General features: G+C 48.7%; 21 protein-coding genes. 3 read left to right on the top strand and 18 right to left on the bottom strand.

Annotated elements, in window-relative coordinates; translation table 11 throughout:
- Positions 1–151: 151 nt before the first annotated feature.
- Together ABC395_RS22100 and ABC395_RS22105 are read right to left on the bottom strand one after the other, a co-directional pair.
- Positions 152–319, bottom strand: a complete 168-nt coding sequence (locus tag ABC395_RS22100; protein WP_413005996.1) for a hypothetical protein — start codon at positions 317–319, stop codon at positions 152–154.
- 140 nt (positions 320–459) lie between these two features.
- Positions 460–885: a hypothetical protein gene (locus ABC395_RS22105; protein WP_413005997.1), complete on the bottom strand. Its 426-nt coding sequence runs from the start codon at positions 883–885 to the stop codon at positions 460–462.
- Positions 886–1,100: 215 nt separating this feature from the next.
- Here ABC395_RS22105 and ABC395_RS22110 point away from each other — a divergent pair, with 215 nt between their 5' ends.
- The 3 genes from ABC395_RS22110 to ABC395_RS22120 all read left to right on the top strand — a co-directional run bounded on the left by ABC395_RS22110 (position 1,101) and on the right by ABC395_RS22120 (position 2,359).
- Positions 1,101–1,364, top strand: a complete 264-nt coding sequence (locus ABC395_RS22110) for an AbrB/MazE/SpoVT family DNA-binding domain-containing protein (RefSeq protein ID WP_413005998.1) — start codon at positions 1,101–1,103, stop codon at positions 1,362–1,364.
- Entirely contained in the window at positions 1,361–1,765 is a 405-nt protein-coding gene (locus ABC395_RS22115) for a type II toxin-antitoxin system death-on-curing family toxin (RefSeq protein WP_413005999.1), read from the top strand. Before ABC395_RS22110 ends, ABC395_RS22115 begins: the two co-directional genes overlap by 4 nt.
- 99 nt (positions 1,766–1,864) lie before the next feature.
- Positions 1,865–2,359 carry a hypothetical protein gene (locus ABC395_RS22120; RefSeq protein ID WP_413006000.1) on the top strand — a complete coding sequence of 165 codons (495 nt, stop codon included), beginning with the start codon at positions 1,865–1,867 and terminating at the stop codon, positions 2,357–2,359.
- Between the two features lie 1,436 nt (positions 2,360–3,795).
- On the opposite strand, the gene ABC395_RS22125 is transcribed toward ABC395_RS22120, so the two are convergent.
- The 16 genes from ABC395_RS22125 to ABC395_RS22200 all read right to left on the bottom strand — a co-directional run bounded on the left by ABC395_RS22125 (position 3,796) and on the right by ABC395_RS22200 (position 18,707).
- Positions 3,796–4,767, bottom strand: a complete 972-nt coding sequence (locus tag ABC395_RS22125) for a hypothetical protein (protein WP_413006001.1) — start codon at positions 4,765–4,767, stop codon at positions 3,796–3,798.
- 175 nt (positions 4,768–4,942) lie between these two features.
- Entirely contained in the window at positions 4,943–5,803 is an 861-nt protein-coding gene (locus ABC395_RS22130; protein WP_413006002.1) for an ABC transporter permease, read from the bottom strand.
- A gap of 15 nt (positions 5,804–5,818) precedes the next feature.
- Complete coding sequence (locus ABC395_RS22135; protein WP_413006003.1) at positions 5,819–6,601, bottom strand: ABC transporter ATP-binding protein; 783 nt, start codon at positions 6,599–6,601, stop codon at positions 5,819–5,821.
- Between the two features lie 268 nt (positions 6,602–6,869).
- Positions 6,870–7,835 (bottom strand): ABC transporter substrate-binding protein, encoded by a 966-nt coding sequence (locus ABC395_RS22140; protein WP_413006784.1) that lies wholly within the window; start codon positions 7,833–7,835, stop codon positions 6,870–6,872.
- Positions 7,836–8,177: 342 nt separating this feature from the next.
- Positions 8,178–9,626: an aryl-sulfate sulfotransferase gene (locus ABC395_RS22145; RefSeq protein ID WP_413006004.1), complete on the bottom strand. Its 1,449-nt coding sequence runs from the start codon at positions 9,624–9,626 to the stop codon at positions 8,178–8,180.
- Positions 9,627–9,703: 77 nt separating this feature from the next.
- Positions 9,704–10,678, bottom strand: a complete 975-nt coding sequence (locus ABC395_RS22150) for a MarR family winged helix-turn-helix transcriptional regulator (RefSeq protein ID WP_413006005.1) — start codon at positions 10,676–10,678, stop codon at positions 9,704–9,706.
- Between the two features lie 619 nt (positions 10,679–11,297).
- The gene (locus tag ABC395_RS22155) at positions 11,298–11,816 is read right to left on the bottom strand and encodes a hypothetical protein (protein WP_413006006.1); all 519 of its coding nucleotides are present in this window, start codon (positions 11,814–11,816) and stop codon (positions 11,298–11,300) included.
- A complete protein-coding gene (locus tag ABC395_RS22160; protein WP_413006007.1) occupies positions 11,813–12,178 on the bottom strand; it encodes a DUF4180 domain-containing protein in 366 nt (121 codons plus the stop codon). The genes ABC395_RS22155 and ABC395_RS22160 overlap by 4 nt, the downstream gene beginning before the upstream one ends.
- 29 nt (positions 12,179–12,207) lie before the next feature.
- The gene (locus tag ABC395_RS22165) at positions 12,208–12,771 is read right to left on the bottom strand and encodes a shikimate kinase (protein WP_413006008.1); all 564 of its coding nucleotides are present in this window, start codon (positions 12,769–12,771) and stop codon (positions 12,208–12,210) included.
- A 24-nt stretch (positions 12,772–12,795) separates the two neighbouring features.
- Complete coding sequence (locus tag ABC395_RS22170) at positions 12,796–13,245, bottom strand: hypothetical protein (protein ID WP_413006009.1); 450 nt, start codon at positions 13,243–13,245, stop codon at positions 12,796–12,798.
- Positions 13,246–13,344: 99 nt separating this feature from the next.
- On the bottom strand, positions 13,345–13,611 hold the full coding sequence (locus ABC395_RS22175; protein WP_413006010.1) for a YxiJ family protein: 267 nt from the start codon (positions 13,609–13,611) through the stop codon (positions 13,345–13,347).
- A gap of 92 nt (positions 13,612–13,703) precedes the next feature.
- The gene (locus ABC395_RS22180; protein WP_413006011.1) at positions 13,704–14,240 is read right to left on the bottom strand and encodes a GNAT family N-acetyltransferase; all 537 of its coding nucleotides are present in this window, start codon (positions 14,238–14,240) and stop codon (positions 13,704–13,706) included.
- Positions 14,230–14,892, bottom strand: a complete 663-nt coding sequence (locus ABC395_RS22185) for a TetR/AcrR family transcriptional regulator (protein WP_413006012.1) — start codon at positions 14,890–14,892, stop codon at positions 14,230–14,232. The genes ABC395_RS22180 and ABC395_RS22185 overlap by 11 nt, the downstream gene beginning before the upstream one ends.
- Before the next feature lie 176 nt (positions 14,893–15,068).
- Positions 15,069–15,500 carry a hypothetical protein gene (locus ABC395_RS22190; RefSeq protein WP_413006785.1) on the bottom strand — a complete coding sequence of 144 codons (432 nt, stop codon included), beginning with the start codon at positions 15,498–15,500 and terminating at the stop codon, positions 15,069–15,071.
- Between the two features lie 210 nt (positions 15,501–15,710).
- Entirely contained in the window at positions 15,711–17,090 is a 1,380-nt protein-coding gene (locus tag ABC395_RS22195) for an amino acid permease (protein ID WP_413006013.1), read from the bottom strand.
- A gap of 390 nt (positions 17,091–17,480) precedes the next feature.
- Entirely contained in the window at positions 17,481–18,707 is a 1,227-nt protein-coding gene (locus tag ABC395_RS22200) for an RtcB family protein (RefSeq protein ID WP_413006014.1), read from the bottom strand.
- Between the last annotated feature and the right edge of the window lie 129 nt (positions 18,708–18,836).

Consider the following 18,836-nt stretch of genomic DNA (forward strand, 5'->3'; position numbering starts at 1 on the left):
AAAAACAAAACTTTTTCTTTAAAAGTACAACCACGGGTTATTATCATGTTGCTACTGCTCATTTATGAACTTTTTAACTAACACAAATCCAGGGTGGCCTAATAGGCTCCCCTGGATTTTTTTATTAAAAACACGAACTCAGCTATACAAATCACCGCGAATCACGGCCACTTTTCACAAAGAGCCCTGAAACAAACAAAACGATCCCTAACAGAGGAAGAATAGCTTCCAGCAGATACAGCTTGATCCCCATTGTATTTCCCATAAAATCGGTCAAAAGGAATACGAAAATTCCCGACAGCATTAATTTCATAGCCATTCTAAACCCTCCTGATCTAAATTAATCATGCACTGCTAAGGGTGGTTAATAATTCCATTGTAAACGATATTTTCATTCTCTTCATTAAGTTAAAACAAAAAAGCACCCTCTTTTGCCATTAAAGGGAGTGCACCTACGAATTATTTTCCAAACCCATTTGATGTCAAAAACATACTTAAAGCATACCCCAGACCAAATACTACTCCGGAGGAAATAAAAAACACATAAAACAGAAACGCCTCCGCCGAAAAGAGATTCCCGCCGCCAAAAGCAGCAAATATAAATAAGGTGGGAATAACAAACACGAGTGCGCACCCGATAGGATAAAGCAGCAGACGCATAATTCCCGATTTTATTTTGGATGCAACATAGGAGCATATCAACAGATAAGAGGGAACCAAGATGATGAGATACGCGATTCCCGCCCAATACTGAACGGCTCGTAAGTCCCCTTCGCTAACGGTTTGCTCCCAAACTAACCATAGAACTTTTTCGTAAGCCCAAAAACCTGCGTAAAAAGACAACAAACTATTCAAGGATAGAAAGAGGTATTTAAGAACTTTCATTCTATCGCCGCTCCTTGTATGTTGATTTGAAGTCAATCTGCTGACCTGGCGCCGACCTGGCTGATAGAGCAATTGTATTTGACGGCCTGTGTAAAATGTAGTTCTAACTTTTATAGAACCTGCTGTCATTTTGGGCCTTTTTATCCTATCCCCACAGAAGGTATTTACGTATAATTGTTATAACAGTTGAATATCCTTATGAAGGAGGAAACAAGATGGGTAAGGTGAACGATATGGAGAGAAAAGTGACGAAGTTTGGGAACAGTCTCGGGATTACCATGACAGATGCTTTAAAGCAGATTGGCCTGGACCAAGGGGACACGGTACAAATTGATGTTAAACACGCCAGCGGGGAAATTGTCATTAAGAAAGCGACTAAAGTTACGCTGCCCGAGGGCATCAGCGCAGATTTTTTGGATAATTTGACCGAGGTAATCAGTGAGTACGACGAGACCCTCAAAGGCCTTAAAGATAGATGAGCACAAAAACCCGTTATTTAACCGCCCAAGAGGTTATCGCTATCAACGTCGCGATGATTCAGAGGTACAGCCCAGGAGAACAAATCGGAGTCAAGACCTCCAGTCTTCTCGAATCGGCCATACATCGCCCCTTGTCATCGGCATTTGGCGAAGATGCGTATCCGGCAATTTGGAATAAAGCTGCCGCGCTGTTCGAGTCTCTCGGCCAAAACCATCCTTTTCAGAACGCCAATAAAAGAACCGCGTTTACGGCACTCCTTATTTTCCTGCGCTATAACGGATACCATTTCAAAATGAATCCTAAAACTGCTGAAGATTTTACTGTAGATATGGTCAATCACAAGTATACTTTTGAGGAACTTGCTTCACTTATCGAACGGCATTCGGTGAAAATTAATTAAAAACCTTTCAGTAGAACTTTCAAAAATAAGCAGCGAGTAACCTTGCTTTGCTATTCATCTTCTCTTTTTTGTTAGGAGGATTATAAGCTGAATAAAACTGTGGTTTTAACTTTGATGATAAGCTTGCTCCTTATAGGCGGATGTTCTAAAACATCGGACACGGTTATTAACGATAGCAGTCCTGCTGCGACTACGAATAACAATTCTTCTTTAGCTTTCGGTCCTTTTTCAATAAAAATGTCAAAAGAAGAGATCATTAGTCAGATGGGAAAACCTACATCAGAAGAAGCAAAGGATGACCTTAAGGAGATTTTTTACAAAGGGGAAAAAGGCCCTAATGCCACTTTTTTAGTAGGAAAAAATGGCCTAGTAAAGGCAACCTGGTATCCATCCGTTTATGATGGTAAAGCCGCCATACCTAAAACTAAAAAGGATATAGAAAAAAACTATACCGGAAAATACACCATTGAGAAAGTGGATTGTTACGAAACAGCTACATGCACGAATTATATTGTAAAACAAGAGGGAACAAAGATCGAAATGACACTGGATTGGGAAGATAAAATGATAGATCGTGTTATTTTGGAGGAGTAATATAAGTTTGTGATTCCAAACTTGTACAATGAGCATAATTTAGATCTTGATTGTACATCAAGATTTAGTTATCACAATAAACGGATAGGGGATACTTTTTATATGTCCAAAAAGGTTTATTTTGTATGCAGCCTGCTTGTTTCCGTTTTGTCCGTCCTATCTGTTTATTCCAAATATATGGGGAAGCTTGATGCGGGTCTGTTCACAACAGCCGGAACCGACAATACTTTCGCACCTGGCTTAGGAGTGCTTATCGTACTGATTATCGTTTTTTTTGTAACCGCCATCTTACATTTAGCCCTGCATGCTTTTTTGTATTATTATGTAGTGGCGAATGCAAGATTCAGCTTCATAGAACTATCCATCATTTATATTCGAAAAGATTCCGTTATATTAAATGTTATCCGACTTCTATGCTACATTTGGGTTCTATATACGCTGATATTGTATGGGAATTTAAATATATATCCCTACTGGATTTACGCGGCTTCTATTTTGACCACATTTAATTATGCCGTATGGATCTTAACTATTGTAAAGGAAAGAAACAAGAGTCAGCTTGCGACTTAACTTTTGCCATACTCATACATAGCGTTTCTCAACCGACATAGCAAAGCAGCCGCATTGGGGTATTGTTTACCCGTGCGACTGCTTTTTTCGGTTCCGTTAGGAAGCCTGTAACCTACCGCCTTCCCCCCACTGTCCCCACAACCCCATACCGCGCCAAAAGCTTACGCCCGAGCAGCGCCACAGTGTCGTCTACACTATGCAAAATATTCTTCAAGCAAAAAGCGATCTATCCCCTCATCTGACTTTGTCAGATCACCTTTTTATAAATATCGTCATTAATATGATTTATGATGTAATTAACCGCTTATCAGTTTGCATGCTCAGACTTATAAAGATATTAGCTAACCCTTTCGAATTGTCATCGAACTCTTTTCTTAGGATCTATGAAATAGGTAGTTATAAAAAAGTAAGCAAACCCTATAAAAGTCCCAATTACACTAACTACTATACGAATAGTCAAGTTCTGCTCTATAATTGAAACTGAATAAATAAAAACCGTTATAATGAGTACCGCAAAAAGAAAAATACGCCAGTAACTATGTTTAACGAGTTTATATAGGATATGCATTAAGACCCCATAAAAAAGTACGAATAATAAAGGTATATATATTCCAATCAGCATAGCGTCATTAAATAAGGGAAACTCATCGTCTGAAGGATCCAAGTATCGTCCATATTTAAAATATAAATAAATAATTCCAATAGACGGTACAATTAACCAGATATAATAGAGAATTTTTTTTAACTTCAGGGACAAAGTCCTTCCTCCTTTCTAAACTTTTTGCAGATAACACGCCTCTATTTTAACACAAATTAGAATCCCAACAAAAAAACCCCAGCATAGCTAGGGTATAAGAAATTTTTGCTTAGTAAGTATACCATTGATTCTGCCATACCATGTTGTATTGATAGTCTCCTACATATGCTTCATTTAAAATAAGGTTATTTTTCCCCTTGTCTTGTAAAAAAGCACTTGTATAGCTTGCTCCAGGATAATCAGTAGGGCCAGATCTTCCCCATACATTGTTGCTCAAATCCATGATATTTGCAACACTGAAAAATCCTTTAAAAAAGCTGTAGCTTGATTTAGCGGCTGTAATACAGTTTTCTTTGAAGCCGGGAGCCCATTGAATTACATCATTCATTGCCGCGTTACTTGCTGTATCTGACGGTTTACCTTGCTTCACGTACTTTTCGTAACCCTCATTAAAAACACTTAGCGCAGGATTTACCAACCGGAGTCCCCATTCATGATTAATTGTTGCTGTTCTCGTTTTGATCTTTCCCACTATGGAATCTTTAGTAGATATGAAATTCCAACTATAGTGACGAAAAGCATCTTCTAGCTGTGAATCGTTAGGATATTGTTGTTTAGCTGCCGATTTTGCAGTGTTTCCATTAAGAACAACTTTGGATATTTGGAGATCATTCATACCTTCATTTAAATCTAATATTGTTTCTATGAAATTTCCTTGGCGAAGTTTAGCTGTATTATCATCATGGGTTCCTTGTATAGTTATTCCTCTGTCATTTGAATTGTATATTTTATTGTATCTTTCAATGAATTCTTTCCCTTTCTTAGATTTTTCTTCAACAGACTCATCTTTATTATTTGCAAGGGACTTCGAAAGACTACTTTTAGTCTTCTCATTCAGACTCTTTAAAATTTGATCGACTTCTTCTTTTGTCATAGCTTTATCCGTTTTCACTACCATAGTTTTAGGATCAACTATATGCTCATTAATTTCACTTTCCGATGCATTTACCGACAGAGGACCGAATAAAGTTACAGCAAGACTACTACACGTGATCAGTGTTGCCATCTTTCTTTTAAACATAAAAAAATACCTCCCAAAATTTTACTTCAGTATATCAGACGAACCAATTAGTTAAAATGTTTCAATAAATTGGAATTTAATGAAATTGATTCATTTGTTCGATAAAGTTTTCATATAAAAACCTCGTCAGAATCTAGTTCTGCGAGGCTATAATTTATTACATTAGTTGTCTCCCCTACCGCCGTCCCCCCACTGTCCCCACAACTCCATACCGCGCCAAAAGCTTACGCCCCAGCAGCGCCACGGCGCGATCTGTTATGAAGCCCATCAGCCCGAGGCAGATCAACCCCACAAAAATCCAGTCCGTGCGGAAGAACAGCCGCGAGTTCCAGATGAGATAGCCGACGCCTTCGTTGGAGGCGATCATTTCGGCGCCGATGATGGCCATGAAGGAGGTGCCCATGGCGAGACGGATGCCCGTGAACATGTACGGTACGGTAGACGGGATGATGACGTGCAGGACGATCTGCCATTCGGAGGCGCCCATGCTGCGGGCGGAGCGGATTTTGTCCTCCTCCACGGCAAGCACGCCGGTCAAGGTGTTCAGCACGACGATGAAGAAAGTGGCGTAAAGGATGAGCACAACTTTCGACGTTTCCCCGATACCGAACCAAACGAGAAACAGCGTAATAAACGCGATCGGCGGAATGAAGCGGATGAAGTTCAAAAACGGCTCCGCAAAAGCGCGAATGGCGTCGACTTTGCCGATGACGAGGCCGACCGGGATGGCGATCAGACTGCCGAGGGTCCAACCGAGCAGGACGCGATACGAGCTGATGCCGATGTACTGCAGCAGGGTGCCGTCAGCGAGCAGCTCATAGCCGCCCTGGGCGGTCAGGATCGGACCGGGCAGAATTTCCGGACCGTAAACGAGCGACAGCCCGTGCCACAGAAGCAGTCCCGCGACCCAGAAGACGAGGGTGAGCAGCGTTTTTTTGAACCAAGGCTTGCGGATGAGCGGTTTGCGGGCTGAAACAGCCGGTATGGACGGCTTAGTCGTGATCGGTTTTTTTGCGGTAATGGCGTTCGTGTTCATATCGGCTTCTCCTCCCTATTCGTCGAAATGCGCCTGGATGCGGTTGTAGAGCTCGTAAAACTCCGGCGACCCGAGGTCCCGCGGATACGCGAGGGGCACGTCGTAGATGTGCGAGATGTTGGACGACGGGCCGGCGGACATTATGCCGATGCGGCCCCCGAGCAGCAGCGCTTCCTGGATATCGTGGGTGACAAAAATGACGGTTTTGTCGGTTTCCTGCCAAATCCGCTGAAGCTCTTTCTGCATGGTGCGGCGCGTCATCGCGTCGAGCGCGCCGAACGGCTCATCCATAAGCAGGATGGCCGGATCGTTCGACAGCACGCGGGCCAGCTGCACGCGCTGCTTCATACCCCCGGACAGCTCGCGCGGGAACTTGCTCTCGTGTCCCTTGAGACCGACCAGTTCGATGTACTGGTCGGAAATTTCGCGGCGCTCGGCCGCCGGGACACGCTTCATGCGCAGGCCGAATTCCACGTTCTCCCTGACCGTTAGCCAGGGGAACAGGGACGAATCGGCCTGCTGGAAGACGACGGCGCGGTCCTGGCCGGGCCGGTCGACCTCGCGGTCACCGACGCGCACCTGGCCGGATGTCTTGGAGACGAAGCCCGCGATGAGACTGAGCAGCGTCGATTTGCCGCAGCCGCTCGGCCCCAGCAGGACGAAAAACTCGCCGCCCCGGACCGCCAGATTTACGTCCTGAATGATGTAGTGCAGCTCGCCCGCGGAAGGCTGCATGTAGCTTTTGTCCAGGCGTTCGATGTGGATTTCGTTGCGTTTCGGCGCTGCCTCAGTGCTCATATTTCATCCCCCAGTTCAGTTTTGTTGCGTTATGTTCTTGCCGTGTTTCGCTGTGTGACAACGGTTGGTGCATTGCTGCGTAAATAGTGACCGGTGTACGTTGGGTGTTTCGGTTTATAACGGTGGTCGGTGTTACGATCGGTGTCACGCTGCATGACAGCGATCCATATGCCGGTGCAAGATGGCGTTTGACCGACAGCTACCAGGCTTGCGCTGCGATACTGCGTGGTGACCGGCGCAGCCCCCGCCCCTTTTTCCGATATCCATACTACTTCACTTCAATAACCCGGTCCGGGAAGGCTTCCCGCAAAATGTCCAGGTACAGCTTGCTTTTCAGGTCGAAATCCTTTTCGATGATGGCGTTGTCGACCATGTATTTTTTCTGCTCCTTGTAGCCGTTGTACGCTTTATCCGTGAATCCGACTTTCCACGGGTTTTTGGGCAGGTCCTTGAGGGTCGCCTCTTTCGGCTGCTTGACTTCCTTGTACATGATGTCCGCGGTCTCCTCATGGTGCGCCTGTACGTAAGCGGAAGCCTCGTCGATCGCTTTCAGGAAGTTGACGAACCCGGCTTTGTTCGCTTTGAGCAGCTCGGTGGGAGCGATGAGGCCGTTGCCGAGGCGCACCGGCGTTTTGGACATGTCGGTCAGCTCGTGGGCTTCGGCCAGCGCGCCGAATTTTTCGTTGAGCACCGCGCCGTATACCCATGCGCCGTCGATTTCGCCTTTTTTGAGCGCGACATACGCTTCATCAAAACCGCCTTGGCCGATCAGCTTCACCTCGGACAATTTGACGCCGTTCTGACCCAGATACACATCCCACAGGTAAGGGACAAAAGTGCCGCGGGAAAAGCTCAGCTTCTTGCCTTTGAGATCGGCTGCGCTCTTGATGTCCTTGCGGACAAACAGCTTCCACTCGCTGGCGCTCAGATCCGTTGCCGTACCCGACGAGGCGAAAATGGCGTAATCGCCTTTGCTCACGGCGTTTAGCAGTGGAAAATCCGCGCCGAACGCGACGTCCACCTGTTTAATAAACAGGGAGTTGACGCCTTCGGCCGGTGTGGCGAACGAGACGAGTTCGGCGTCGATGCCGTGCTTGTCGAAGATGCCTTTGCTTTTGGCGACGCGGAAAATCGAGTTGGTGGAAATGTCTGCGATTTTCAGCTTCAGCTTGGCCGCGCCGCCCTGTTTGGGGTCGGCGGCCGCTTTGCCGCAGCCGGCCAGTACGGCCAGCATCGCGGCGGTAAGCACCAGCGCGAGCAGCGTGCGGGCGTAGCGGTGGGGATGGACATGGCGTCGGCTAGCTGCCGGGTAGGTTGCTGCATGGCTGGGCTCGTTGGCAAGTCTGCGGGCTTTTAGGCCGCGATCGTCTGCGATCGCGTCATTGGCACCGCTCCCCTCGCCTTGTCTGCGCGAGGCTTCGCGCGCACTCTCACCTCGTGCCTCGTGGGCGGCATCATTGTCGCCTGCGGTTGCCTGACTTAGTGTAGCCGCGATCCCTAAGGATTCAGCCTGCCGGGAACCAGCATGGCTCGCAGCCTTTTTACTTTTATCTGCAGTCTCTCTCATCATCCCCACCTACCCCTTCTCCGGTTCCGGCTGTCCTTCGTCCGTCCGTGCCACGCACAGCGCGCCCTCGCCGTAGGAAACGGTTCCTTCCACTTCCACTGTCGTGACCGCTCCGCGGGCAGCCGCCCCCGGCAGACGGAAGTCCGCTACGTCGATCGGTGCGATTTCGACTTCTTCCGGCAGTTCCAGTTGCGGCACCCACTCGTAAGGCACACGATAGGCGCGGTAGACCATGTTGGAGTTGCGCTTGTTTTTGTAAGGAGATATGTACTCCCACACCAGCTCATGCTCACGCGTCACTTCAAAAATCCGGCCGTCCGCGCCTTCGGTAATCAGCGTGTTGCCGTTCGGCAGACGCTGGGCGGAGCTGATGTATGGGCTGTAGAAACGGTACGAATCGAGCGGAGCCTGGAAACCCGCTTCCGTCGGCGTGTACTGCCACTCGATTTCGAGCGTGACCGGGTTGATCTCCAGGATGCGGGAGTGATCACGGCGGGCATTTTTAATGCCGTCGGGCGATTCCGGATTCGGTGCGCCGTAGCCGCCCCAGCCGCCGTTATCGAAAATAAGGATGTTGCCTTCACCCGGCAATCCTCTCGGAATAAGGTGCGCGTGGTGCTGGCCGATGATCCATCCGATATGCTTCGTCTCTTCGGTATTATAGTTGGGACCGAACTTCCAGACGATTTTACCGGTCTTTTTATCCGTGATGGCAATGATGTTCGTCTCCCGCGCGTCCCAAATGATGTTGTCCGGGTGGAATCTTTCGTCCCCCGCATCGTAGTGCTTGTTGGGTCCGAGGACCGAAGCGGAGTTGATGTGCATCCAGTCGCCGGCATTGGCACCGAAAAACCGCGTGTTCGGATCGTTGTACAGCGCCTTCCGGGCATCCTCGTCAAAGCCCAGCTCCTCGAAATGATCGCTCGTTGTCCACTCCCAGACGACATTCCCTTCCCAATCGACTTCCAGGATCGTATCGTCCAACAGCTCTTTATCCGAAATTTCGGGACGTTTCACGTTCTTGTGCGCGAGCACGATTGTGTTCCCGGAGTGGACTTTCGGCTCCTGCCCCGGCGCATAGTACCCGACCGGATTGCCTTCTCGCTGGTAATCGTGGTGCTGGCGTGCCATCCACTGGGGCTCATGCCCGGGGTCCTCGATGTGCTGGTAGCGGTCAAACTTCCACACGATATTGCCGTCCCAGTCGACCTGCACCAGATTCACCTCATCTTGAAACCCGTACTTCGGATCGCGCTCCGCCGTACTGCCAAAAACGTACCCGCCCGGGAGCAGCTTGTTCGGGAACCCCCGCAGGCCTTTCCACAGGTGAACCTCCCGCCCGTTCATATCGATCAGCAGCGCCCCCGTCTCTGCCGCCTGATACAGCGTGTAGCCGCTCCAGCTTTTGCCCGGTTTATAAACCGTCGTTCCTGTCGGATAAATCGTCGGATGTCCCATATGTACAACGTCCTCTCTCTTTTTGGATTATGTTTTGGTTTGTAAAAAAACGCCGGCACCCCTGTGCGATACCGCCTCTAATAAGAAATGAAATTTTTCTTGCGCGTGGTCTTGCTTGATTTTGGAGCAGGCGGCTGATCCGCCGGAGGCTGTGATGACGTTTTCGGCCGTAATTCCGCTGACGGGTCGGTTGCAGCATCGTTTGTAAAAGCGGCAGCCAGGCTTTCATCCCCGGACCCGCCGGGCAGGCTTGCGGGTGCAGGCACCTGGTCGGCTGCGGTTCTCTTTGCCGTCAGTCCCGGCGAATGAGACGGCACCTCTACGGCTGCCGGTTGCGCTGGCGGATGGGACGGCGAAGCAGCAAATGCATCGCCTTTCACTCTCGGGGCTGCTACCGCTGCGTCTGCCGGTTGCACCGGCGAATGCGACGCCGCAACCCGCAGCGCATCAGCTCCCACACTCACGGCCGTTAGCGGAGCTGTCGCAACCATGTCACGCTCTCCTGCCTCCGCTGCTTCCGCCACTTCCGTGTTCTCCGCGTCTTCCCCTGCTTGTGCTACTCCTGCCACTTCCGTGTTCTCCGCGTCTTCTCCTGGGTAAGCCAGCACCGCTTCCGCAAAGCCATCCAGCTTTTCCAGCAGGCTCCGGAGAAATACGATCTGACGCCCCAGCTCCTCCGGCGTAAACCCGCCGAACAAAATACCGATCATATGCGCACTGAGTCCGGCGTTGCGCTGAAGCAGCTCCCGGCCTTTGTCCGTAATATCCAGCGCGATAGATCTCCGGTCCGACTCGCTTCGTTTACGAACCGCGTAGCCGCCCGCCTCCAGCTTGTCGCACAGTGCCGTTACGGCGCCAGATGTAAAATCCAGCTGCTCCGCCAGCTCACCCAGTCGCTGCTCCCCTTGACTGTGAATCGAGTTCAGGATGAGCATGCCCGGTAAGGCGATGCCTTCGACGGAAATTTTGTCTCGTTCCTTCACAAATTTGCGTACCAGTCTGCGGAAGAGCCAGTCAGCCTCTTCGTATAACGCCCAGTCTTTTTCGTGCATGCCATTCCTTTCTTCATGAGGCCCATGGAAACAGAAAAGCTCCCGAAATCTCCTCCGTGTGTCGGCAAGAGATTACAGGAGCCTTTGGCGGTCCAATCGGCTGTCCTCATTATTTTAGTTATAAAATAATGAATACTCGTTTAATGAATATTCATTTGCTTAAAATTCATCTAGTAATCTTGAAGTAAGATTAAACCAATTAATCATACCTGTCAAGTAGGTTTTAAATTTTCTTTTTAGCTCACAAAAAAAGAACCCCTGTGGAAGGATTCTTTTCAAAGACTAGTTATGCTCTCCGGTTATTAACCGAGTAGGACTGAACAGAAGGAAATTCGGATGCCTCGAATTTATAATAAATGAAATCCCGTCCCCAATCTTCCCATCCGATTGTCTTGGAGTGCGGAACGGTTGAAACATAATAGCTTAAATCATACCGTCTAATTAAGCTGCTCAACTCACAGGGGATTTTTAACGTGCTGCTGTTTACGAGCATTCTCGTCTCTGTCTCTTCCATAAGCTTCTTCCGCCAGTGCGCGGATGTACTAATACGATAAACAAGCTCTCCTAAATACCGCTTGTGCAGTTTTTTTCGAATTCTTTTTTTCATGGAGTCGTCACCTTAACATTCGATCATCCTAGTGTATACCGTGGGCGTATACACCGCTTCTTCTTCCTTTGCGTTAGTCGTGTCCGAATCTTCTTCATGCCGCAAAATTTGTATGCCGTCGAAACAAACTTTCTCCCGATAGGCCAGCAAAACTTCTTTACGATCGCTGACCTGATTCACCTTACTTGCGAAAGGCAGCCCCCGCCCCACCTTATAGGAGATGACGGAAAACCGAATCGCAGGAATTTGGTAATCTCCCCACAGGTAAAAGATAAATGTTTTTTCTCGATAAAATTTCACCAAGTAAGCGGCCCACGCCGACTCTACAAAAGCGAATATATCTTCCAGCTCACCCAGGGACAATTTGTTATTCTTAATGATTTTGTTCAACCGCTGAATGGTGCGCATGTTGTAAAGGGCTTCCGCTTCCATCTGGAGCGGATCATTGGAGAAAAGCATATCCGGACGCTCCGCTATCTCCACAATCTCGGCGTAAGCCTCACTATTTTTTGTTTTCAGAAAATCGATCATACCCCATGCAGCGCATCCAGCGCCTCCGCTTCGGTTCCTTTGAAAAACACGTTGTTCCCCTGGTTACACTCGTAAATAAAATCGTTAAGGCTCTTGCTGTCGTACCCGCTGAAATCCCCCACGATGGCAATCTTAAACTGGTAGTTAATATATTTCTGCAAAATGTCTCCGGCCAATTTCGTTTTCAGCTCAAAAAAATCTTCCGTAAGCTGTTCCTTTTTGAGAAGCATTTTATCGCTTTCGTAGTTGTAACGAATGTCGGCCATTAAGTCGAGCGCATCGTTTACGCTGCTAATGATCACGTCCTCGCTTGAAACTACGGCGATTTTCGAATTCTGCCGCTGATCGACGGTGATATTCATGTTCATTTCTCCTTCGTTCGATTGATTTTTTATGGATGGTGGGTCGTGGAAGAACGTTCTGTCTGAACGTCGATCTGCTTGCCCTTCCTGACATCAGCTAAAATCGACGAATACGGCAAACAGTTGTCTTTTAAAATCAGCAGTTTGTGCTCATACGGCTGTAGCAGCTCCATCGCTTCCAGCCTGCCTTCTCTCTGGAATCGGTGATTCCAGCAGAACATCCTCCACAGGATGGTCCACGTCGGCTTATAATTCGCCTGCTCCCGCCCGGTCTTCTGCCGGATAAACCGGCTGATGCGTCTAAGCCGCGTGGAATACGGCGTATCCAGAAAAACGATCACTTCCGCGCGTTCCAGGCAAGGTCCGACCCAGCCGGCTTGATGAGCACCTTCCGTGATCCAAGCGCCAGTTTGGACAATTTCGGCCAGACAGGCATCGCGTTCCTCGTCCGTTCGTCTTACGTCTCCCGTTGACGTTCTTTTCCAGACCACGTTGTCCAGCTCATAAAAAGGAAGCCCCATCTCCGATGACAGCCTTCTGGCCAAAGTCGTTTTGCCGCTCCCGACCGACCCGATAATATGAATTCTCTTCATTTAGACCACCGCTTGGCAAATTTATTAATCTTTTTCCCATCCTACAAACCAGGCATCTTCCCTAAACTCGTTCCACTGGAGGACAAAACCTTCCGCCCTCACTTCCCACTCGCAAAACTGTTCGTCTGCTCCAAAAATTTTGAAGATTTGAGACTCACCCGATTGGAAATGTTCGAATTTAAGAATCTCTAATCTTTTAAAGTCTGTGCACGGAATTGGCTGCGAAACATTCTCCTCTGGGGAGTAGATGACAGCTTGATTTGAAAGGACCTGCCGGAAAATTAATCTGCATCTGTCCGTGTTTTTAGCAACATCGTAGGGATTGAGCGGGTGCCCCGGCAAAATGTTAACTGATTCAAGTTCAACAATAATCTCCCGTTCTTTTACCTCAATCCGCTCCACTAGCGCGTCATGAAAATCTATGTCATCAAAATGTGCATCCGTAGAGGACTTTTTCCATAATTTCATGTTCATTCACCGCTCACCTAATAAAATACCGCAGCACCAGCACTCTTGCTTCTTCAAAACTATTGAGTTCTTTCTGAAAGGCTGGATAGTCAGAGACCTTATTTTCTATAAATTATAAGTGGGGAATCTTTCAAAAAAGTTCATCTTCATTAAATGCATCTGCCGTGAAGGAATACTTTCCTCACTCCCGCTTAAGACAGAACTAATCGTTCCCGCGACAGTCGCACAATAATCATTAAAATCGGCATTTAAACAAACTTCCTCAGAAAGTAAGGACAGTTCAAGCGCAAAGTCTTGCTTGATTAGCTCAAGATCTTTATAGGGAAAAGGTCTGGACAAATCCATCGTATACAAAAGCATCAATCGATCCATGATTTTTTCTCTTTTTATGTTCGATCACCTTTTATTCATATTGGACCTGATATTTCAGCAGAGTTAGCAGCCTCCAGGCCACCCTCATTCCGTCAACCACACTTATACTCCTCTTGAAGGATCCCCATATGTAAAATGTCGTGCCACTGCCCCTCCCTGAATAGCGCCTGCCGGGAGATTCCCTCCCGTTTGAACCCTATCTTTTCGTACAAAGCCACGGCTTTATCGTTAAAAGCAAACACCCGCAAGGATACCCGGTGCAGATTCAATTCAAGAAACGCGTAATCAAGCAGCAGTCTTAACGATTCGGTTCCGTAGCCTTTGCCCCAAAATTCTTTCTCACCGATGTCGAGAATGCACTCTGCGCTGCGATTTTTAAAATCAAGCCCAGTCAAAGAGGTGATTCCGATGGGCCGCCCGGACGGCTTATCCAGGATCATATAGCTTTTGGACGTGCCCGATCCCAAAATCACCTGCTCCACAAACTGCCGGGTATCCGCAAATGTAACCAAATCCAGGGAAGGATTGGTCGTTCTCATCACTTCCATGTCGTTTCTCCAAGTATGGTAAACGACTGCGTCATCTTCTGTCATTTTTCGAAAAGCTACTCTCGAAGATTCAAATATCATCCTCTTTGTTCTCCTTTTCCGTCGCCTCCGCCTTATTCCCAACCGGACCGAGCATAGCTTCCAGTGTAAAAAGCAGAGCATCCAGCTGCTCCTTCACTTTCGTTTTTCCGGGACCCATATGGGCCGTATCCATGATTAACCCATCCATAAACGAAATCAGATACCGTGCAATGGTTTCGGCCGGAAGACGCGGTGCAAATTCGCCCAGCGCTGCCCCTTTTTCAAAAAATCCGGTCAGCACTTCCAGGGTCCCCTCATAGCGTGCCGCGATGTAAGGATAGGCGTCTTTGTTGTTCCGGTATTGGGCCGATGAGAAAAACTGCGAGTTCGCCAGTACTAAATTCTCCTCCATGCTCCCGATTTCGGCCTGCTGATTTTTAAGCCAATTCTTTACCTGCTGCCAGCTGTTCTCCGTGTCGTCACTGCGAAAATAGTTCTCATGCTTCCGGTCCTCATGCCGCAGCAGTTCCAGATAAACATGCTCAATGTTATCGAAGTAGGCGTATAAGGCTCCCCTCGACACGCCAGCCTCTTCCATGATGTCCTGCATGGTCGCTCCGTTATACCCTTTGCGGATAAACACCTGTTTGGCCGATTGCAGCAAGGCGGTTTTCTTTTGCTTTTTGTATTCCTCGTTCACTTTGGGAGACATTTTTTATAGCTCCGTTCAAAGAAATGTGTGTATGATGCTAGCTCGATTATAAACGACATTCATGTCGTTTTTCAATAGTTATTCCAAAATTAAACAGCACGCAACCAGATGGAAGCGTGCTGTATTGTTAAATTCAGTTACTATAAATGATCCAGATATTGGAAATATTCATCAAGTTAACTTACTTTAAAATTAAATTTATACGGGTTAGATTTATCGTAATCATAACCGCTCGCTCTAATTTTAAAGTAAATTGTATCTCCGGGTTGAAGAGTCGAACTGAAGCCATCATATTGACCCGGACCGTTATCGTTGGTGTTGATAACATGCTCCCATCCTCCCGAAGTTACAAGAACAAGCTGCAAATTAAAATTTTTTCCTGATGGAGATAGTAGAGAGCCGGATAAACTTTGAGTGCTGCTGGTAGAATTGGTCCAATAGAACCAATCTTCATCCCCCGCCGTATCCAGCGTCCACGCATAGTCTGTATTTGGGTATACATTTAGGGCCTCGCTTCTTGTATCCGCTAACCCCGAAATGGCTAACGCGGACTGGGACGACAATAATAGAGACGCGGTTATCACTAAGGCCGGGACAATTTTCTTCATTTTGAACACAGTTGATCATCCTCCATTATTTGGTTTATGTTTATATAAACACCTATAATATACCATTTATATAATATGAAATCCATGATAGTGGATTAATATATACTATTCAGAGAATATAACACATGAGATCAGAATGAACTGTACACATCAAAAAAAACCGGGCCAAATCCAGGCTTTCGCCCGAATTCGCCCGGCTCTTTTAGCCGATTACGCTTCCTCATTTTCTCCGGCTATCTGCCGCTTCCCGATACCAAAAACATAGAACCCCACGATGACGACCGCAATGAACACGGCTCCGACGATCAGGGACACCCGGGTATCCGGGTTGAACCACATGCCGATGATGACGAGGAACAGGAACACGATGGTGATATAGTTGCTGACCGGGAAAAAACGCGATTTGAACGGATGATCCGCCATCTCGTGCTTCCACTTTTTCCGGAATTTAAACTGGCTGAAGGCAAGCGCAAACCAGGGAATCATCCCCGGCAGAACGCTGGCGCTGTAAATGTACAGGAACAGCTTGGAATCCGGCGCCAAGTAATTGAAAAGCACACCGATCAGCAGCAAAGAAATGGTCGTGATAATGCTGTTTCTCGGGACGCCGCTTTTGGATACCTTGCCGAAAAATTTGGGGGCCTGCCCGTTCTGAGCCAGCGTGTACAACATTCTGCCCGCACTGTATATCCCGCTGTTGCAGCCCGACATCGCCGCTGTGAGAACGACGAAATTGATAATGCCCGCTGCGGCGACAATGCCCACTTTGGCGAAGGTCATGACGAACGGACTGCCGATTTCACCGACCTGGTTCCACGGATAGATCGTCACGATCACGAAAATAGCGCCCACATAAAAGATCAGAATGCGCCAGATGATGTTTTTGATCGCTTTGCGCAGCGTATGTTTCGGATTTTCGGCTTCGCCCGCCGTAATACCGACCATCTCGATGCCCTGGTAGGCGGCCGTTACGATGCAGAGCGCAAACAGGAACCCTTTCAGCCCCCCGGCAAAAAAGCCCCCATGGCTGTACAGATGCGACAGACCGATAGGCTGCCCGCCGTTCCCGAACCCGAAGAAAATCATGGCCGTGCCGATCACCAGCATGAACACGATGGCGACAACCTTGATCATGGCAAACCAGAACTCGAATTCTCCGTAAAATTTTACCGCCGCCAGATTAGCCGCCGCAATGATTCCCACGCCTATCAAGGCCGGAATCCACTGGGGAATGTCCGGGAACCAGTATCCCGTGTAAATTCCGATCGCCGTAACCTCGGCCATGCCGACCGTGACCCATAAGAACCAGTAGCTCCAGGCGGTCACATAACCGGCGAGCGGGCCGATATACCGGTGGGCAAACGTCGCGAACGAGCCCGTCACCGGTTCGAGCAGAAGCATTTCCCCCATGATCCGCATGACAAAAAACATAATAATTCCGGCCAAAAGATAAGCCAGCAGCACGGAAGGTCCGGCCCATTTAATCGTACTGGCCGATCCCATAAACAGCCCGACGCCGATCGTGCCCCCGAGCGCAATCAGCTCGATATGCCGCGGCTTCAGTCCTCTGGTTAATTGTTTGGCTTCCAAAAGAACGCTCCCCTTCGTATGTGTTCGTTATCTGCTTTTCATGTTTTTCCGTTTCCGGTTCGTAACACCGTTCCCCCTAACTTAGTGTGATGCAATCCGGATGAAGCGGCAGCGCTGCGTTTTCTGCTTGGCGCCCCTTTCACGTTACAAAAAATTGTATGACAGAATATTGGCAAATACAACTGCGGGCAAGCAGGCATTTATTGGAATTATGCAAGCTGAAAAAGCAGATGGGAAAACAATCGCCCAACGCTGAATTGTTCCCATTGCGAAGGATTGCCGTAGACGCCGACAAATTGATGCGGCTCCGCCCGCCGGAAATATGAGCCCTGCATAATCAAAAAGGCCGTAGAGCTTATGCTCGTGGCCTTTTTGGTAGAGCTATTCTCTTCAGTCCTTATACGGATCAAATTCGTCCGCCCCTGCCATGCACACGCCGATCGGCTTTAAAACGTGCAGAACTTCGATCGTTTCCGCGTGCGCGTCCAGTACTTCCTGCAGCTTGCGGTAAACAAACGGACTCTCGTCCGTTCCCGCTCCACGCAGCTCGACTCCGAACTCCCGCACCGCTGTCAGCATTTGAGACGTCGATATTTGTCCGCCCGATCGGGAACGGGTTTTCCAGTTCATTTTGCCTGCCGCCTGGGTGCGGCTCATGATCCGGCCGGCCCCGTGAACGGTGCTGTAACAGGCATCCCGGTTTTCATCCGTGTCTCTTCCCTTCACGATGACGGAAATGTCACCCATGCTTCCGCCGATAAAACCGAGCTGTCCCGGAGCGGAAGGGGTTGCTCCTTTTCGAACGACAACTACGCCTTTCCCGTCATGTTCCTCTTTCCAGGCATAGTTATGGTGATTGTGCACCTCGAAGTCTGCTTCCGTCTCCAGAATGGACAAAACTTCCCTAATCACGAAATCCCGCCCGGCATAAGCGTAGCGGCCCGCCAGCTTCATGGCGCGGTAATACATCTCCCCAAGTTCGCTGTCCAGATCGAGCAGGACGGGGGCCTGGTCCATCTTCTCGCCCGGGGCGTTGGCAAGAAATTCTCGACCCGCTGCGAGGTTCATGAACCCGCTCGCCGTTTTGTGCCCGAAGCCGCGGCTGCCGAAATGATTGCCGATCCACAGCCGGCCGGTTTCCGCTTCTTCAAACAAATCGACATAGTGGTTTCCGCTGCCGACCGTGCCGAGCTGGTCACGGGCCAGCGTTTTTAATTTATCGTGCTCCTGCTTACCTATTGCCGCATAAACGCTCCAGTCCGGATCGTCGAATAGGGCGTGGTCGACTTTTTCTTTGTTTGTGCGCCCTACCCCGAACGATATTTTGCGGACAATCCGGTCCATAATTTGTCCCAGCTTCGGTTTGATATCCGCGGCATACAACGACGTTCTCACCGCCTTGTTCCCGCACGCAATGTCATACCCGACTCCAGAAGGAGAAATTTGGCCATCGTAGACAACGACGCCGCCGATCGGCTGGCTGTAGCCTTTATGGTGATCGGCCATAAGCAGCGATCGGACGACACGGCCTGTCTGTGCGCACATTTTCGCCTGTGCAAGCGCGCCTTCGTCCGGTTTTCCCCAGACGAGTACTCCATCTATATTTTGATACGCCATCTTGATTTAATCAGCTCCTTGTTTACATAGGTGCTCATGCCCGCTCGTCATCGGGTTTTATCCCAAACCACAGGCGTATGCCCCATTTATAGCTTACAATCCCCGCTCCTCAACCAGCTTCGAGATACG

The sequence above is a fragment of the Paenibacillus canaveralius genome, assembly GCF_047238265.1.
GTDB lineage: Bacteria > Bacillota > Bacilli > Paenibacillales > NBRC-103111 > Paenibacillus_F.

Bases quoted from the DNA above. Each gene is read 5' to 3' on its own strand.
- ABC395_RS22100 (WP_413005996.1), bottom strand. From the start codon at position 319: ATGGCTATGAAATTAATGCTGTCGGGAATTTTCGTATTCCTTTTGACC.
- ABC395_RS22105 (WP_413005997.1), bottom strand. From the start codon at position 885: ATGAAAGTTCTTAAATACCTCTTTCTATCCTTGAATAGTTTGTTGTCT.
- ABC395_RS22110 (WP_413005998.1), top strand. From the start codon at position 1,101: ATGGGTAAGGTGAACGATATGGAGAGAAAAGTGACGAAGTTTGGGAAC.
- ABC395_RS22115 (WP_413005999.1), top strand. From the start codon at position 1,361: ATGAGCACAAAAACCCGTTATTTAACCGCCCAAGAGGTTATCGCTATC.
- ABC395_RS22125 (WP_413006001.1), bottom strand. From the start codon at position 4,767: ATGTTTAAAAGAAAGATGGCAACACTGATCACGTGTAGTAGTCTTGCT.
- ABC395_RS22130 (WP_413006002.1), bottom strand. From the start codon at position 5,803: ATGAACACGAACGCCATTACCGCAAAAAAACCGATCACGACTAAGCCG.
- ABC395_RS22135 (WP_413006003.1), bottom strand. From the start codon at position 6,601: ATGAGCACTGAGGCAGCGCCGAAACGCAACGAAATCCACATCGAACGC.
- ABC395_RS22140 (WP_413006784.1), bottom strand. From the start codon at position 7,835: ATGCTGGCCGTACTGGCCGGCTGCGGCAAAGCGGCCGCCGACCCCAAA.
- ABC395_RS22145 (WP_413006004.1), bottom strand. From the start codon at position 9,626: ATGGGACATCCGACGATTTATCCGACAGGAACGACGGTTTATAAACCG.
- ABC395_RS22150 (WP_413006005.1), bottom strand. From the start codon at position 10,678: ATGCACGAAAAAGACTGGGCGTTATACGAAGAGGCTGACTGGCTCTTC.
- ABC395_RS22155 (WP_413006006.1), bottom strand. From the start codon at position 11,816: ATGATCGATTTTCTGAAAACAAAAAATAGTGAGGCTTACGCCGAGATT.
- ABC395_RS22160 (WP_413006007.1), bottom strand. From the start codon at position 12,178: ATGAATATCACCGTCGATCAGCGGCAGAATTCGAAAATCGCCGTAGTT.
- ABC395_RS22165 (WP_413006008.1), bottom strand. From the start codon at position 12,771: ATGAAGAGAATTCATATTATCGGGTCGGTCGGGAGCGGCAAAACGACT.
- ABC395_RS22170 (WP_413006009.1), bottom strand. From the start codon at position 13,245: ATGAACATGAAATTATGGAAAAAGTCCTCTACGGATGCACATTTTGAT.
- ABC395_RS22175 (WP_413006010.1), bottom strand. From the start codon at position 13,611: ATGGATCGATTGATGCTTTTGTATACGATGGATTTGTCCAGACCTTTT.
- ABC395_RS22180 (WP_413006011.1), bottom strand. From the start codon at position 14,240: ATGATATTTGAATCTTCGAGAGTAGCTTTTCGAAAAATGACAGAAGAT.
- ABC395_RS22185 (WP_413006012.1), bottom strand. From the start codon at position 14,892: ATGTCTCCCAAAGTGAACGAGGAATACAAAAAGCAAAAGAAAACCGCC.
- ABC395_RS22190 (WP_413006785.1), bottom strand. From the start codon at position 15,500: ATGAAGAAAATTGTCCCGGCCTTAGTGATAACCGCGTCTCTATTATTG.
- ABC395_RS22200 (WP_413006014.1), bottom strand. From the start codon at position 18,707: ATGGCGTATCAAAATATAGATGGAGTACTCGTCTGGGGAAAACCGGAC.